16 protein-coding genes are annotated in these 16133 nt (G+C 57.7%); 8 read left to right on the top strand and 8 right to left on the bottom strand.

The window, feature by feature from the left end:
• Positions 1 to 37: 37 nt before the first annotated feature.
• The 4 genes from gpsA to ACQUTD_RS10415 are packed head-to-tail and all read right to left on the bottom strand — an operon-like array spanning position 38 to position 2268.
• Positions 38 to 1066, bottom strand: a complete 1029-nt coding sequence (gene gpsA / locus ACQUTD_RS10430) for an NAD(P)H-dependent glycerol-3-phosphate dehydrogenase (RefSeq protein WP_473275294.1) — start codon at positions 1064 to 1066, stop codon at positions 38 to 40.
• Positions 1066 to 1533 carry a protein-export chaperone SecB gene (secB, locus tag ACQUTD_RS10425; protein WP_072571059.1) on the bottom strand — a complete coding sequence of 156 codons (468 nt, stop codon included), beginning with the start codon at positions 1531 to 1533 and terminating at the stop codon, positions 1066 to 1068. The genes gpsA and secB overlap by 1 nt, the downstream gene beginning before the upstream one ends.
• Positions 1534 to 1564: 31 nt before the next feature.
• Complete coding sequence (grxC, locus tag ACQUTD_RS10420) at positions 1565 to 1816, bottom strand: glutaredoxin 3 (RefSeq protein ID WP_218336023.1); 252 nt, start codon at positions 1814 to 1816, stop codon at positions 1565 to 1567.
• A gap of 20 nt (positions 1817 to 1836) precedes the next feature.
• Positions 1837 to 2268 carry a rhodanese-like domain-containing protein gene (locus tag ACQUTD_RS10415; protein WP_473275298.1) on the bottom strand — a complete coding sequence of 144 codons (432 nt, stop codon included), beginning with the start codon at positions 2266 to 2268 and terminating at the stop codon, positions 1837 to 1839.
• A 245-nt stretch (positions 2269 to 2513) separates the two neighbouring features.
• On the opposite strand from ACQUTD_RS10415, the gene gpmM reads away from it, so the two are divergent.
• Genes gpmM through ACQUTD_RS10400 form a run of 3 tightly spaced genes read left to right on the top strand, consistent with a single transcriptional unit; the run spans position 2514 to position 6293 of the window.
• A complete protein-coding gene (gpmM, locus tag ACQUTD_RS10410) occupies positions 2514 to 4061 on the top strand; it encodes a 2,3-bisphosphoglycerate-independent phosphoglycerate mutase (protein ID WP_473275299.1) in 1548 nt (515 codons plus the stop codon).
• Between the two features lie 9 nt (positions 4062 to 4070).
• The gene (envC, locus tag ACQUTD_RS10405; protein WP_473275300.1) at positions 4071 to 5339 is read left to right on the top strand and encodes a murein hydrolase activator EnvC; all 1269 of its coding nucleotides are present in this window, start codon (positions 4071 to 4073) and stop codon (positions 5337 to 5339) included.
• A 3-nt stretch (positions 5340 to 5342) separates the two neighbouring features.
• Complete coding sequence (locus ACQUTD_RS10400) at positions 5343 to 6293, top strand: divergent polysaccharide deacetylase family protein (protein WP_473275303.1); 951 nt, start codon at positions 5343 to 5345, stop codon at positions 6291 to 6293.
• 3 nt (positions 6294 to 6296) lie between these two features.
• Here the strand turns inward: ACQUTD_RS10400 and ACQUTD_RS10395 are convergent, their stop codons facing one another.
• From ACQUTD_RS10395 to kbl, 3 genes are all read right to left on the bottom strand, one after another.
• Positions 6297 to 7094, bottom strand: a complete 798-nt coding sequence (locus tag ACQUTD_RS10395; RefSeq protein ID WP_072571047.1) for a glycosyltransferase family 2 protein — start codon at positions 7092 to 7094, stop codon at positions 6297 to 6299.
• Positions 7095 to 7237: 143 nt separating this feature from the next.
• The gene (gene tdh, locus ACQUTD_RS10390; protein ID WP_318374916.1) at positions 7238 to 8263 is read right to left on the bottom strand and encodes an L-threonine 3-dehydrogenase; all 1026 of its coding nucleotides are present in this window, start codon (positions 8261 to 8263) and stop codon (positions 7238 to 7240) included.
• A gap of 9 nt (positions 8264 to 8272) precedes the next feature.
• On the bottom strand, positions 8273 to 9469 hold the full coding sequence (gene kbl / locus ACQUTD_RS10385; protein ID WP_318374917.1) for a glycine C-acetyltransferase: 1197 nt from the start codon (positions 9467 to 9469) through the stop codon (positions 8273 to 8275).
• A gap of 216 nt (positions 9470 to 9685) precedes the next feature.
• Here kbl and rfaD point away from each other — a divergent pair, with 216 nt between their 5' ends.
• From rfaD to ACQUTD_RS10360, 5 genes are read left to right on the top strand one after another with little or no spacing between them, the layout of a single operon-like run.
• Complete coding sequence (rfaD, locus tag ACQUTD_RS10380; protein WP_473275306.1) at positions 9686 to 10618, top strand: ADP-glyceromanno-heptose 6-epimerase; 933 nt, start codon at positions 9686 to 9688, stop codon at positions 10616 to 10618.
• Positions 10619 to 10620: 2 nt separating this feature from the next.
• Complete coding sequence (rfaF, locus tag ACQUTD_RS10375; RefSeq protein WP_072571040.1) at positions 10621 to 11667, top strand: ADP-heptose--LPS heptosyltransferase RfaF; 1047 nt, start codon at positions 10621 to 10623, stop codon at positions 11665 to 11667.
• A 3-nt stretch (positions 11668 to 11670) separates the two neighbouring features.
• Positions 11671 to 12654 carry a lipopolysaccharide heptosyltransferase RfaC gene (gene rfaC / locus ACQUTD_RS10370; protein WP_473275309.1) on the top strand — a complete coding sequence of 328 codons (984 nt, stop codon included), beginning with the start codon at positions 11671 to 11673 and terminating at the stop codon, positions 12652 to 12654.
• A complete protein-coding gene (gene rfaQ / locus ACQUTD_RS10365) occupies positions 12647 to 13750 on the top strand; it encodes a putative lipopolysaccharide heptosyltransferase III (protein ID WP_318374920.1) in 1104 nt (367 codons plus the stop codon). Before rfaC ends, rfaQ begins: the two co-directional genes overlap by 8 nt.
• Positions 13747 to 14856, top strand: a complete 1110-nt coding sequence (locus ACQUTD_RS10360) for a glycosyltransferase (RefSeq protein WP_473275312.1) — start codon at positions 13747 to 13749, stop codon at positions 14854 to 14856. Before rfaQ ends, ACQUTD_RS10360 begins: the two co-directional genes overlap by 4 nt.
• On the opposite strand, the gene ACQUTD_RS10355 is transcribed toward ACQUTD_RS10360, so the two are convergent.
• On the bottom strand, positions 14835 to 15938 hold the full coding sequence (locus ACQUTD_RS10355; protein ID WP_473275316.1) for a glycosyltransferase: 1104 nt from the start codon (positions 15936 to 15938) through the stop codon (positions 14835 to 14837). The genes ACQUTD_RS10360 and ACQUTD_RS10355 overlap by 22 nt on opposite strands.
• Between the last annotated feature and the right edge of the window lie 195 nt (positions 15939 to 16133).

Below are 16133 nucleotides of genomic sequence, written 5' to 3'. Positions count from 1 at the left end.
ACCGGCCACTCTGCGATGGCCGTGTCAGTGATGAGGATTAGGGAGCCGGATGGCTGGTACGCTCATCCTTACGGGAGCGGCCTAACAGGGTCAATGCTGCCTCGCGCGCATTTTTTCCGCAATACAATACTTGATAAATTTCCTCGGTTATTGGCATTTCGACACCAAAGCGGTGTGCCAGCTCGCGGACTTCTTTGGTATTGCGGTACCCTTCAACCACCTGGCCGATGCTCTCCTGTGCGGTTTTTACGTCCATGCCCTGACCTAACGCCATCCCAAAACGACGGTTACGGGACTGGTTGTCGGTGCAGGTTAAGACCAGATCGCCCAGCCCCGCCATGCCCATAAAGGTGGAGGGATCGGCGCCCAGCGCTACGCCCAGACGGGACATTTCGGACAGACCACGGGTGATCAGCGCGGTACGCGCATTCGCGCCAAAACCGATGCCGTCAGACATGCCCGCGCCGATAGCAATGACGTTTTTCACCGCCCCGCCCAGCTGCACGCCGATAAAATCCGGGTTGCTGTAGACACGGAAACTTTTGCCGCAGTGCAGCAACTGCTGCAAATCCTCAGCGAAAACCTCATCGGTGGAGGCAAGTGAGATGGCCGTCGGCAGACCTGCCGCCAGCTCTTTGGCGAAGGTTGGCCCGGAAATTACCGCCAGCGGAATGGCATCGCCCAGCGCTTCACGCGCCACGTCCTGCAACAGACGGCCCGTTTCGGCCTCTAAGCCTTTGGTCGCCCATACCACGCGCGCGTCGTCGCGCATCAATGGTTTGATTTGTCGCAGCACATCGCCAAAGACATGGCTTGGCACCACCACGAGAATATTGCGGCTTGCGGCAAGCGCCGTGGCTAAGTCGCTCTCAAGGTGCAGCGTGTCGGGGAAAGGCACATCCGGGAGGAACGCCACGTTGCAACGGTCGTGTTGCAGTGTCGCGATATGTTTGGGATCGTGGCCCCAAAGCACCACTTCGTGGCCATTTCTTGCCAGGGTAATGGCAAGAGCGGTGCCGTAAGAGCCGGCACCGATCACAGTCATATGAGCATTTATCGTACTCATCAGGCATCCTGAGGTTGTTCGGTACCTTCGCCTGCCTGCTGCTGCAAATAGTTCATGAACAGCGCATCGAAGTTGACCGGTGCAAGGTTCAGCTGCGGGAATGTACCGCGGGAAACCAGGCTGGTGATGCATTCACGGGCATACGGGAACAGAATGTTCGGGCAGTATGCGCCTAAGCAATGCGCCATCTGGGTACCTTCGATACCGCCAACGGAGAAGATACCAGCCTGCTGGACTTCGCACAGGAAGGCCGTTTCTTCGCCCAGGCTTGCGGTCACGGTGACGCGCAGCACCACTTCATAAACGTCTTCAGCGAGCTGGCTGGAAGCTGTATCCAGATCCAGTTTCACTTCTGGCTGCCAGTCTTTCTGGAAAACGTGCGGCGCGTTTGGCGCTTCGAAAGACACATCCTTGGTATAAATACGCTGGATCTGGAAAGCCATTTCGGTGTTATTTTGTTCTGACATGAGTAGTCCTTAGTGTTGTCCTAAATACGCTCTAGCGTAACAGGGGATCGAGTCCACCACGCGCGTCCAGCGCATACAAGTCGTCACAGCCGCCAATGTGCTGTGCATCAATAAAAATCTGCGGCACGGTCGTACGGCCACTACGTTGAATCATCTCTTCGCGCTTCACCGCATCGCCATCAATCGGCAGCTCTTCGAAGGCAACGCCTTTGCTGTTGAGCAATGCTTTTGCGCGATGGCAAAACGGGCAGGTCGCTTTGGTGTAGATTTCAATGTTGGCCATGACAGCACTCCACTTATGATTTATTTACCGCGAACAAGCGGGAGGTTTTCACCACTCCAGCCAGCTACGCCATCTTTCAGTACATAGACTCGTTCGAAGCCCGCTTTATTCAGCTCGTTCGCCGGAGCCTGGGCCTGCATACCGGCACCATCTACCACAATAATGGGTTTGCTTTTATTTTTCTCAAGCTCGCCGAGGTTATTGTTTTTGATATCGTTAGGCAGCACGTTGTGCGCGCCCGCGATGTGGCCTTTGCGGAAATCATCACGCTGGCGCAGATCCACAACCACCGCATCTTCTTTGTTGATCAGACGCGTTGCTTCACCACGCGTGATGACTTTAACTTTCGACACCAGACCCTTAAAGGTGGTGAACAGCACCGCCGCCAGTAAGACAACCCATGCGATACAAAGTATGGGGTGACGGCTAACAAATTGCATAATTTCTTGCATGGAGGGCAACAACTCCCGACTCAATGATTAAAAACCAGGAAAGGAGTATACCTGTGCGGTGTAGCAAATACAGCCAGCGAGCACAACGGAATGCATTTTCTGCGGCGCGTTACGAAAAAAATGCCTGAAGCCATTAAAAACACAGCCCTTCCCCACCTCATTCTTTGATCTTCTGCGGCTATTTGATCGATTCAGCTGTAGTAAAATTACGCAAATTTTTGACTCATAAGCATGAGGTTGTCGCAATGTCGGTTTCTAAAAAACCTATGGTACTGGTGATCCTGGATGGCTATGGCTATCGTGAAGACCAGCAGGATAACGCTATTTTTAACGCTAAAACGCCGGTCATGGATGCCCTGTGGGCGAAACGTCCGCATACGCTGATTGACGCATCCGGCCTGGAAGTGGGTCTGCCGGACCGTCAGATGGGCAACTCTGAAGTCGGTCACGTCAATCTGGGCGCGGGCCGTATCGTCTATCAGGATCTGACCCGTCTGGACGTAGAAATCAAACAGGGCACCTTTTTCAGCAACCCGGCGCTGACCGCTGCGGTGGATAACGCCACCGCCAACGGCAAAGCCGTGCATATCATGGGCCTCCTGTCAGCGGGCGGCGTGCACAGCCATGAAGATCACATTCTTGCGATGGTCGAACTGGCAGCTCAGCGCGGCGCAGAAAAAATCTATCTGCATGCTTTCCTGGATGGCCGCGATACCCCGCCACGCAGCGCAGAATCGTCCCTGAAACGCTTCGAAGACAAATTTGCTGAACTGGGCAAAGGCCGCGTCGCCACTATTATTGGTCGCTACTATGCGATGGACCGCGATAACCGCTGGGATCGCGTGGAACAGGCGTACAACCTGCTGACGCAGGCGAAAGGCGAGTTCCAGGCCGACAGCGCGGTCGCAGGTTTACAGGCGGCATATGCCCGTGATGAAAACGACGAATTCGTTAAAGCGACGGTGATCCGCGCCGAAGGCCAGGCAGATTCCGTGATGGACGACGGCGATGCGCTGATTTTTATGAACTTCCGTGCCGACCGCGCCCGCGAAATCACCCGCGCCTTTGTGAATGCCGATTTTGACGGCTTCGCCCGTCAGAAAGTGGTGCAGTTAAGCGATTTCGTCATGCTGACCGAATACGCCGCCGACATCAAAACGACGGTGGCTTACGCACCGGCGTCCCTGGCGAACACCTTTGGCGAGTGGATGGCGAAGCATGACAAAACCCAGCTGCGCATCTCCGAAACCGAGAAATACGCCCATGTGACCTTCTTCTTTAACGGCGGCGTTGAAGAGTCGTTTGCCGGCGAAGATCGCATTCTGATCAACTCCCCGAAAGTGGCGACTTACGACCTGCAGCCGGAAATGAGCAGTGCAGAATTAACTGAAAAACTGGTCGCGGCAATTAAAAGCGGTAAGTATGACGCCATCATCTGCAACTACCCGAACGGCGATATGGTAGGGCATACCGGCGTCTTTGAAGCGGCGGTTGCCGCTGTCGAAACCCTGGATAACTGCATCGCGCAGGTCAGCGAGGCGGTAGAGTCCGTGGGCGGTCAGCTGCTGATTACCGCGGATCACGGCAATGCTGAGCAGATGCGCGACCCGGCAACCGGCCAGGCGCATACTGCCCACACTAACCTGCCGGTGCCGCTGATCTATGTGGGCGACAAAACCGTGAAAGCGGTGGATGGCGGCAAACTTTCCGACATCGCGCCGACCATGCTGGCGCTGATGGGCATGGAAATCCCGCAAGAGATGACTGGTAAGCCGCTGTTCATCGTGGAATAATCGCTCCCCATGAGGGGAAAGGCGATTTTTTCAAACACCTGGACTGTGTCGATCCGGTCCGTGATCTACGCCAGCGCGCTCAGCGCTGGCGTATTGTTGTGCGCCTTTTCAGCCCACGCGGATGACCGCGACCAGTTAAAATCCATTCAGGCAGACATTGCCGCCAAAGAACGTGCCGTTCGTAAGCAACAGCAGCAGCGCAGCACTCTCCTCGCCCAGTTAAAAGCGCAGGAAGAGGCGATCTCTGGCGCCGCCCGCGCCCTGCGCGAAACCCAGAACACTCTCGGCCAGCTCAATAAACAAATTGATGAGATGAATGCGTCTATCGCCAGACTGGAGCGTCAGCGCGCCAGCCAGGAGCGTAATCTGGCCGCGCAGCTTGATGCGGCATTCCGTCAGGGCGAACACAGCGGGATGCAGATGATCCTCAGCGGCGAAGAAGGCCAGCGGTCGCAGCGTCTGCAGGCCTATTACGGCTATCTGAATCAGGCGCGTCAGGAAACCATCGCCCAGCTCCAGCAAACCCGCGAAGAAGTGAACTCTCAGAAAGCCGAGCTGGAAGAGAAGCAGAGCCAGCAGCAAACCCTGCTTTATGAGCAGCAGGCACAGCAGGCTAAGCTTGAGCAGGCGCGCAACGAGCGTAAGAAAACCCTCGCAGGCCTGGAGTCGTCCATCCAGCAGGGCCAGCAACAGCTGAGCGAACTGCGGGCTAACGAATCACGGCTGCGCAATACCCTTGCCCGCGCCGAAGCCGCCGCCAGAGCGCGGGCGGAACGTGAAGCGCGCGAAGCCCAGGCGGTGCGCGATCGCCAGAAAGACGCCTCGCGCAAAGGCACCACCTATAAGCCGACGGAAAGCGAACAGTCGCTGATGTCCCGCACCGGCGGCCTGGGGTCGCCACGCGGCCAGGCCTACTGGCCGGCACGGGGCACTATCCTGCATCGTTATGGCGAACAGTTACAGGGTGAGCTACGGTGGAAAGGGATTGTGATCGGCGCCTCTGAAGGCAGCGAAGTAAAAGCCATTGCCGATGGCCGTGTGATCCTCGCCGACTGGCTGCAGGGCTATGGTCTTGTGGTGGTGGTTGAACACGGTAAAGGCGACATGAGTCTTTACGGCTATAATCAGAGCGCGCTGGTCAGCGTGGGCACGCAGGTGCGTGCCGGTCAACCGATTGCCCTTGTGGGCAGCAGTGGCGGTCAGGGCAGACCTTCACTCTATTTCGAAATTCGCCGCCAGGGTCAGGCGGTCAATCCACAACCGTGGTTGGGAAGATAAGTTTTGCTTCAATTTCGTCGTCTGATTGTTGCTGTTGTCAGCGTTCTGGTTTTCACCGCCCCGGCGTTTGCCGGAAAACTCGCCATCGTGATCGATGATTTTGGTTATCGTCCGCACAACGAAAATCAGGTGCTGGCGATGCCTGCCGCCATCTCTGTTGCCGTGCTGCCTGATGCGCCTCATGCGCGGGAAATGGCTACCAAAGCGCATAACCTGGGCCACGAAGTGCTGATTCATCTGCCGATGGCCCCGCTCAGCAAACAGCCGCTGGAAAAAGACACCCTGCGCCCGGACATGAGCAGCGATGAAATCGAGCGCATCATCCGCAACGCGGTAGACAGCGTGCCCTATGCCGTTGGCCTGAATAACCATATGGGCAGCGCCATGACCTCCAGCCTGTTTGGCATGCAGAAGGTGATGCAGGCGCTGGCGCGTTACGATCTCTATTTTCTCGACAGTATGACCATCGGCAACAGCCAGGCAATGCGCGCGGCGACGGGCACCGGCGTAAAGGTGATCAAGCGTAAAGTGTTCCTCGACGATACCCAGAACGAAGCCGATATTCGCCGCCAGTTTAACCGCGCGGTGGAGCTGGCGCGGCGTAACGGCTCGGCGATCGCCATCGGCCACCCGCACCCGTCGACAGTGCGCGTCCTGCAACAAATGCTGCCCACTTTGCCGCCGGATATCACGCTGGTGCGTCCGGGCAGCCTGCTGAACGAGCCGCAGATCGACACCTCAAAACCTGTGCTGACGCCGCCCGCCAGCCAACCGCAGGCACCGCGCAACCCGTTCCGCGGCGTGAAGTTGTGTAAACCGAAGACAGCCCCTGAGCGCGTTGATGCGACGCGATTCTTTAGCGTGCTGAGCGAAAGCATCAGCGAGAGTCCGCTGGTGAAATACGTGCAGGGCCAGTGGCAGGGATGGGGCAAAGCCCGCCAGCAGGCGGGCTGATGATCAGATCAGGCGGCGATTTTTTTGCGTTTTCGGCAACGCCGCCTTTTCATCCTGATGAATATACCAGGCTTTGAAATATTTCAGAAAACTATAAAGCGTGGCATATAAACCGGTTACCACCCCGACTTTCCCGCTACGCCATGCCCCGCTAAACAGATACCATTTAAAAAACGCGCCTATGGCGCTTATTATGCCGCGCCCGATTGACGGTTTCACCTGCTGATATTTCACCAGCCGCGAGGTATAGCTGTTGAGTTTGTTGAAAACTTCATGCAAAGAATAAAAGGTGTCGTGGCGCACGCGTCCGGGAATTTTTACCGAGGTGCTAAAGCCTTCGACTTTATCGTCCACCGGCCGATCGTTAAAACGCGCATGCTGTCGGTTGAATAATCGCACCGGAAAATCGGGGGACGACACCGGATAAAGGGTTCGCACTTCTTCCCCCAGCACATACCAGTAACGGGAAAGCCGCCACGCCTGGTCAGGGGGAGGCGTCTCTCCCGCTTTCAGACGTAAAATAAAATCAATGGTTTCGGGATCCAGCACTTCATCGCTGTCCAGACATAACACCCAGTCATTGGTCGCCAGACTGATGGCATAGTTCATCTGCGCGCCATGCATAGTGTAAGGGTGGTGGTGAATAACCAGTTCATATTCATGACATATATCCAGGGTGGCATCGCTGCTCCCGGAATCCACGACAATAATTTCATCCGCCACCGCTAAAACGGGCGGCAGAACCTCACGTAATAATCGCGCTGAATTACAGGTCAGCAGACACACGGATAAGGTGAACATACAGTCAATCGCACCTGTGAATAGGATCGTCAATGCATGTTATAACCGGATATTAAAAAAGGTGATAAAGAAATCATGCTTTCGCTATTAAAAATGCAGAAAGATGTGATGGGGCTAAAAAGGCACCCGAAGGTGCCTTTTATTTAATCCCAGCTCAGAATGACTTTTCCTGACTGGCCGGAACGCATGGCGTCGAAGCCTTCCTGGAACGCGTCAATGGGGAAGCGATGAGTGATGATCGGTGTTAAATCCAGACCAGACTGGATGAGCGCCGCCATTTTGTACCAGGTTTCGAACATCTCACGACCGTAAATGCCTTTAATGAACAGGCCTTTAAAGATCACTTTATTCCAGTCGATGGACATTTCTGACGGCGGTATACCCAGCAGCGCAATACGCCCGCCGTGGTTCATGGTGTCGAGCATGGTGCGGAACGCTGCCGGCGCGCCGGACATCTCCAGACCCACGTCAAAACCTTCGGTCATGCCCAGCTCGGCCATCACGTCGTTCAGGCTCTCGTTGGCAACGTTGACCGCGCGGGTGACGCCCATTTTACGCGCCAGATCCAGACGGTATTCATTCACATCGGTGATGACGACATGGCGCGCGCCGACGTGTTTCGCCACCGCCGCCGCCATGATGCCAATCGGGCCTGCGCCGGACACCAGCACATCTTCGCCCACCAGATCGAAAGAGAGCGCGGTATGCACTGCGTTGCCGAACGGATCGAAAATAGACGCCAGTTCATCGGAGATATTGTCCGGGATTTTGAAGGCGTTAAACGCCGGGATCACCAGATATTCAGCAAAGCAGCCCTGACGGTTGACGCCCACGCCGATAGTGTTGCGGCACAGATGCGTACGACCACCGCGGCAGTTACGGCAATGACCACAGGTGATATGCCCTTCGCCGGAAACGCGATCGCCGATTTTAAAGCCTTTCACTTCCTGACCGATGCCGACCACCTCGCCGACATATTCATGGCCCACGACCATAGGTACCGGGATCGTCTTCTGTGACCATTCGTCCCAGTTATAAATATGCACATCCGTGCCGCAAATTGCGGTTTTACGGATTTTAATCAGCAGATCATTATGTCCGACGTCTGGCTGCGGTACATCGGTCATCCAGATCCCTTCCGCTGGCTTCAGCTTGGATAAGGCTTTCATTACAGGTCCTCAGGCAATCACGCCAAGTTTTTTACCGATGCGGGTAAAGGCTTCCACCGCACGTTCGATTTGCTCAGGGGTATGCGCCGCCGACATCTGGGTGCGAATACGCGCCTGACCTTTTGGCACCACCGGGAAGAAGAAGCCGGTGACGTAAATGCCTTCTTTTTGCAGTTCGCGGGCAAAGTTTTGCGCGACAACGGCGTCACCCAGCATCACCGGGATGATGGCGTGATCGGCCCCCGCCAGCGTAAAGCCTGCGGCGGTCATTTTTTCGCGGAACAGGCGCGCGTTGGACCACAGACGGTTACGCAGCTCGCTGCCTTCCGCCAGCATCTCCAGCACTTTGATGGAGGCGGCGACAATCGCCGGGGCCAGCGAGTTGGAGAACAGATACGGACGGGAGCGCTGACGCAGCCATTCCACCACTTCTTTGCGTGCCGCCGTATAACCGCCGGATGCGCCGCCGAGGGCTTTACCGAGAGTGCCGGTAATGATGTCGACACGGCTCATCACATCGCAATACTCATGGGTGCCGCGGCCGTTTTCGCCGACAAAGCCTACCGCGTGGGAATCATCCACCATCACCAGCGCATCGTATTTGTCCGCCAGGTCGCACACGCCTTTCAGGTTGGCGATCACGCCGTCCATTGAGAAAACGCCGTCGGTGGCGATCAGCACGTGACGCGCGCCGCCGTCGCGGGCTTCTTTCAGACGCGCTTCCAGCTCCTGCATATCGTTATTGGCGTAACGGAAACGCTTCGCTTTACACAGTCGCACACCATCAATGATCGAGGCGTGGTTCAGCGCGTCGGAAATAATGGCGTCTTCCGCGCCCAGCAGGGTTTCAAACAGACCGCCGTTGGCGTCGAAACAGGAGGAGTACAGGATCGCATCTTCCATGCCGAGAAATTCAGCCAGCTTCTGCTCCAGCACTTTATGGCTGTCCTGCGTCCCGCAAATAAAACGCACCGACGCCATGCCGAAACCATGTGAATCCATGCCCGCTTTGGCGGCCGCGATCAGGTCCGGGTGGTTCGCCAGGCCCAGATAGTTGTTGGCGCAAAAGTTGATCACCTGGCTGCCGTCGCCGACGGTAATGTCCGCCTGCTGCGCCGAAGTGATGATCCGTTCTTCTTTAAACAACCCTTCCGCACGCGCGGTTTCCAGGTCATGGCTTAACTGTTTGTAAAAATCCCCACGCATTGCAATTCTCCAGACTGGACAAATTTCGGCACATATTACCCAAAGCTATACGTTGATACGAGATGACGCATCATCCATTGTTCATTTTGCAGCATAAATCACGTGTCGTCGGGAAGGTTGGCGGTGAATGGCTGAAGGGTCTGCAATGTGATGGTATGATAAGAAATATTCGTGTCCGGGATTGTCCCGGCGCGCCTCAATTCAAAGGTCACAGTTATGATTATCGTTACCGGCGGCGCAGGCTTTATCGGCAGCAACATCGTTAAAGCGCTGAATGACAAGGGCATCACTGACATTCTGGTCGTGGATAACCTGAAAGATGGCACTAAGTTTGTAAACCTGGTGGATCTGAATATCGCCGACTATATGGATAAAGAAGACTTCCTGATCCAGGTGATGGCAGGCGAAGAGTTCGGCGATATCGAGGCGATTTTCCATGAAGGCGCCTGCTCGTCCACCACCGAGTGGGACGGCAAGTACATGATGGACAACAACTATCAGTACTCTAAAGAGGTGCTGCACTACTGCCTGGAGCGCAACATTCCGTTCCTGTACGCCTCCTCTGCGGCGACTTACGGCGGCCGTACCTCTGACTTTATTGAATCCCGCCAATATGAAAAGCCGCTGAACGTCTACGGCTACTCCAAGTTTTTGTTTGATGAATATGTGCGCCAGATCCTGCCGGAAGCGACGTCTCCTGTCGTCGGTTTCCGCTACTTCAACGTCTATGGCCCGCGCGAAGGTCACAAAGGCAGCATGGCGAGCGTGGCCTTCCATCTCAACACCCAGTTGAACAATGGCGAAACGCCTAAGCTATTCGAAGGCAGCGAAAACTTTAAGCGCGATTTCGTCTACGTGGGCGACGTGGCGGCGGTCAACCTGTGGTTCTGGGAAAACGGCGTGTCCGGTATTTTCAACCTCGGCACCGGCCGTGCAGAGTCCTTCCAGGCGGTGGCTGATGCGACCCTGGCGTTCCATAAAAAAGGCAGCATTGAGTACATTCCGTTCCCGGAAAAACTGAAAGGTCGCTACCAGGCGTTCACCCAGGCGGATCTGACTAACCTGCGCGCCGCAGGCTACGATAAGCCGTTCAAAACCGTGGCCGAAGGCGTGACGGAGTATATGGCCTGGCTGAACCGCGACGCCTGACGATGAAGATCCTTGTGGTAGGCCCGTCATGGGTGGGCGACATGATGATGTCGCAAAGTCTCTATCGCACGCTCAGGGCGCGCTATCCTCAGGCGATTATTGACGTGATGGCACCCGCGTGGTGCCGTCCGTTATTGTCGCGCATGCCGGAAGTCAACGAGGCGATTGCCATGCCGCTGGGACACGGTGCGCTTGAGCTTGGCGAGCGGCGCAGGCTCGGGCACAGCCTGCGTGAGCGACGTTACGATCGCGCTTACGTCCTGCCGAACTCCTTTAAATCCGCGCTGGTGCCGTTCTTTGCGGGCATCCCGCACCGTACCGGCTGGCGCGGTGAAATGCGTTATGGCGTGCTCAACGACGCCCGCGTGCTGGATAAACAAGCCTGGCCGCTGATGGTGGAACGCTACGTGGCGCTGGCCTGGGACAAAGGCGTGATGCAGTCGGCGAAAGATCTGCCGCAGCCGCTGCTGTGGCCGCAGTTGCAGGTCACGGAGGCGGAAAAAGCCCGGACCTGCGATGCGTTCGGCCTTTCCGCTGAACGTCCCCTCATCGGCTTTTGCCCCGGCGCGGAATTCGGCCCGGCCAAACGCTGGCCGCACTACCATTACGCAGAGCTGGCTAAGCAGCTGATCGACGAAGGTTATCAGGTGGTGCTGTTCGGATCGGCGAAAGATCACGACGCCGGTAATGAGATCCTCGCCGCCCTGAGCATTGAGCAGCAGGCCTGGTGCCGCAACCTCGCCGGTGAAACTCAGCTGGAACAGGCAGTGATTTTACTCGCCGCCTGTAAAGCCGTGGTGACGAATGACTCCGGCCTGATGCACGTCGCCGCGGCCCTGAATCGCCCGCTGGTGGCGCTGTACGGCCCCAGTAGCCCCGACTTTACCCCGCCGCTGTCGCATAAAGCCCGGGTTATTCGTCTGATCACCGGCTATCACAAAGTCCGCAAAGGCGACAGTGAGCAGGGCTATCACCAGAGCCTGATCGACATTACGCCTGAGCGGGTGCTTAATGAACTTAATGCGTTACTGCTGGCGGAAGAAGGGTAACGGATGCGGGTTCTGATCGTAAAAACCTCGTCGATGGGCGATGTGCTGCATACGCTGCCCGCGTTAACCGACGCCATGCAGGCTATTCCGGGCATTCGTTTTGACTGGGTGGTTGAAGAGGGCTTCGCGCAGATCCCCGGCTGGCATGCCGCCGTTGATCGCGTGATCCCGGTGGCGATCCGCCGCTGGCGTAAGGCGTGGTTTTCCGCGCCGATCCGCGCCGAACGGCAGAAATTTCGTGACGCCGTCCGCGCTGTACAATACGACGCTATTATTGATGCGCAGGGCTTAGTGAAAAGCGCAGCGCTGGTGACGCGCCTGGCGCGCGGCGTGAAGCATGGTATGGACTGGCACAGCGCCCGCGAGCCGCTGGCGAGCCTGTTTTATAATCGTCGTCATGCCATCGCCAAAGCGCAGCACGCGGTGGAACGCACCCGCGAGCTGTTCGCCCGTAGTCTGGGTTATGCCCGACCGCAAACCCAGGGTGATTACAGCATTGCGCAGCACTTCCTGACCGACCAGACGCAACCTGCTTCTTACGCCGTGTTCCTGCATGCCACTACCCGCGATGATAAGCACTGGCCTGAGTCCCACTGGCGCGAGCTGATCGCCTTGTTGCAGCCCACCGGACTGCGCATCAAGCTGCCCTGGGGAGCCGCCCACGAAGAAGCGCGCGCAAAACGGCTGGCGCAGGATATGGATCACGTTGAGGTACTGCCGCGCATGAGTCTGGAAAAGGTGGCGCGCGAACTGGCAGGCGCTGCCTTTGTGGTGTCGGTGGACACCGGATTAAGCCATCTGACCGCCGCTCTTGATCGTCCTAATATCACGTTATATGGCCCGACCGATCCGGGATTAATTGGCGGTTATGGCAAAAATCAGGTCGTTTGCCGCCCTGAACATTCATCGCAGTTAAGCGATCTCCCCGCCGCTGCGGTCCTGGAAAAATTACAGCCCTTGCTGGCAGCAGAGAATGTCCATGTCTGACTTTTTCACGGCTGAACGCCCGCCGAAACGGGTACTGATCATCAAGCTTCGTCATCATGGTGATGTGCTTTTAACCTCGCCGCTGTTTACCGTGCTGAAAAAAAACTGGCCGGGCGTGGAAGTGGACGCGCTGGTCTATGACGATACACAGGCGATGCTCACCAGCCACCCCTATATCGATCGGGTGCACACCATCGGGCGCAACTGGCGTAAACAGGGCTGGCTGAAGCAGCTGAGCCTGTATCGCCAGCTGCGTAACTCCCTGAAAGCGCGGGATTATGACGTGCTAATCAACCTGACCGAGCACTGGCACGGCGCACGGCTGGCGCGCAAGCTGAAGCCGCGCGTTTCCGTCGGCTTTAAGCCGGATAAACGTAGCGGGCTGGCGCGCTGGCGCTGGGTGAAATCTTTTACCACGCTCTATCCGGCGATCCAGGACAACAGCCGTCACATGGTGGAAGTGAACCTCGACGCGCTCCGGCGCATTGGCATCCATCCGGCGAGCGTGGAAGACAAACGCACGCTGTTCGTGCCGGGCGAGGACGCGGAAACCTCCGTGCTCAACAAGCTGGCGGGGTTTGGCCTGGTGGGGAAAGATTATGTGCTGGTGCATCCCACCTCACGCTGGATGTTCAAGGCCTGGCAGATTGACAAGCTGGCGGCCACCGTGGATGCCATTGCCGCACGCGGCATTCCGGTGATCCTCTCCGCTGCGCCATCGAAAGAAGAAACCGCCTATATGGATCAGCTCCGCGCCGCGCTGACGCAGCCGGTGTTCGATCTCAGCGGACAGCTGAATCTGAAAGAGCTGGGCGCGCTGATGAAACATGCGCGGCTCTACTTTGGCGTCGACTCGATGCCGATGCATCTGGCCAGCGCCGTGGGGACGCCGACGGTGGCGATTTTTGGTCCGACCGGGGCGATTAAGTGGGCGCCCTGGGGCGTGGCCTATCGGGTAATTATCGCAGGCTTCACCTGCCAGCCCTGCGGGAAAGCAGGCTGCGGCGACAGCGGCGTGTCGGACTGCATCACCGCCATTACGCCACAGCAGGTGCTGAGCGCCATTGATACGCTGCTACTGGAAAATCCGGCATGAAACTGGCGATTGTCCGACAGACCTATAACCCCAACGGCGGCGCGGAGCGGTTTGTTTCCCGTGCCCTGAATACCCTGGCGGGCGACAGTTCGCTGGACGTCACGCTGATCGCCCGCCAGTGGGAGAACGCCACCGGCTGGCAGACGCTGACCGTCGATCCGCCCTTCCGTAACCGCACCGCCCGGGAAGCTGGCTTTGCCCGCGCGGCGTCTCAGCTGTTTAACCGCTTCGACATTGTGCAGAGCCACGAGCGTATTCCCGGCGCCACCATTTTCCGCGCCGGTGACGGCGTGCACGCCACATGGCTTGAACAGTACAGCCGCATTCTGTCGCTGCCGAAGCGCTGGTCGCAGTCCTTCAGCCCCTATCACCGCTACATTTTGCAGGCGGAGCAGGCGATGTTCACCCATCCGGCGCTGCGCAAAGTGATCTGCAACTCTAAGATGGTACGGGATGACATTGTTCGTCGCTTCCGTCTGCCCGCTGACAGGCTGACGGTGATTTATAACGGCGTCGATACCGCCCATTTCCATCCGGACGTACGCAAACTGACGATGCGGGAGACGCTGGCGATCCCAGCCGATGCGCCGGTGCTGGCCTACGTCGGTTCCGGCTTTGCGCGTAAAGGCGTGGCGACAGCGCTGGCGGCCATCGCGGCGCATCCCGGCGTCTGGCTGCTGGTCGCCGGACGCGATAAAAATGCCCGTAAATTTGAAAAGCAGGCGCAGTCGCTGGGCGTGGCGGATCGGGTAAAATTTCTCGGCCCGGTGGCGGATGTGCGCCAGGTCTACGGCACGGCGGATGCGCTGATCCTGCCTACCCTGTACGATCCCTTTCCAAATGTCTGCGTGGAAGCGCTGGCCTGCGGATTACCGCTGTTTACCAGCCCCGGATGCGGGGCGGCGGAATGGATCCGCGAAGGGGAAAACGGCTGGGTGCGCGATGCGCTGGACGTTTCCGGCTACCGGCAGGCTATCGGCGAATGGCTGTCGGGTCGCGAGGCGGGAAAAGCGTACGCCATCAATGCCCGCACCACCGCCGAGCCCTGGACGCTCGACCGCATGGCGCAGGAGTTACAGGCGCTTTATCGCGAACTATTACGCTGAATCGCGTCGGAAAAAACCTTTTCCATCGCGCTTAACATGCAGTCCCGCGTGAGATGGGCGAGAAGATAATCATACCCCTGCTGCGCCAGCTGATCGCGAAGCGCAGCATCTTTATGCAGCGTGACAATCGCATCACGCAGCGCCCCGGCATCACGCTGGCCGACCAGCAGGCCGGTCTGGCGGTCAATCACCGCATCCGCCGTACCGCCCGCGTCGGTGGCAATAGTAGCGATGCGGCTGGCGAGGGATTGCAGCACGCCCTGCGGCACGCCTTCCATATCGTGGGACGGGCTTAACGCAATATCAAACGCCGGGAACCACTTCTCCGGCGCAGCCTGATGCCCCGCCATCAATACGCGATCGGCTAAACCCAGCCGCGCAATCGTCTGCTCCAGCGCCGCACGGTGTGGACCTTCGCCGACAATCGCCAGCTTGATCGCCGGATTAGGGATCTGCGCCAGCGCCTCCAGCAATACGCCGTGACCTTTGTTGGGGCGCAGGTGCGACACCACGCCGAGCCAGAAATCATCCGCCGACAGACCGCACTGCTGGCGCGCCGCCTGTTTATCCGCCGGATGAAAACGTGCCGGATCGACGCCGCTGGGTACGGAGGTGGTTTGTTCCAGCGGCACGCCAATCGCCGTCATCTGATGCCGCAGCGCTTCGCCCGTGGTGACGATATGCGCGCAGGCGGTGCGGAACAGCCAGCGGCTGCCGGCATTATTGCGCGGTAAACCGGATGCATGACGGGTGCGCACCAGCGGCACCGGGCGTGAGAGCGTCAGGTTCGCCAGCGCCACCAGCCAGGTATCGGCTGAGTTATGGCTATTGACCACGTCCACAGTCTGCCGGTTGGCCTGCAGCCAGCGGCGTAACGCCAGCAGGTTCGGCACATTTTTCCGCCTGAGCGGAAGCGTCACCACCGTCAGCCCGGCATTCTGCGCCAGCGCATGCAGCGGCGCGCTCTCCGGACAAAGAATGGTCACCTGATGACCACGCTGGATCATACCCAGTGACTCATTGATGATGCGCAATGGCTGACCGCCCTTACCGCCATCGGCTTCTGTGTGAACAATATGCATACGCTTCCTGTGAGTGGCTAACGACCTCATTAATCGAATCATTATATACTTGCAGGCCCGCCTGACGCACATTCATCGCCCGCTCAGTGATAATCTTACTTACAAACATTATTCTTCTTAAGTTGTGCTATCTATGGTAATTTTCCTGCGCTTTCACAAATCTCTCCGCCCTGTCGTGGAATTCTTGTGCTGCTG

This window comes from Enterobacter sp. K510 (assembly GCF_055804875.1).
Note: the sequence above shows the minus strand (reverse complement) of the source record. Positions and strands in the feature narration are given on the sequence as shown.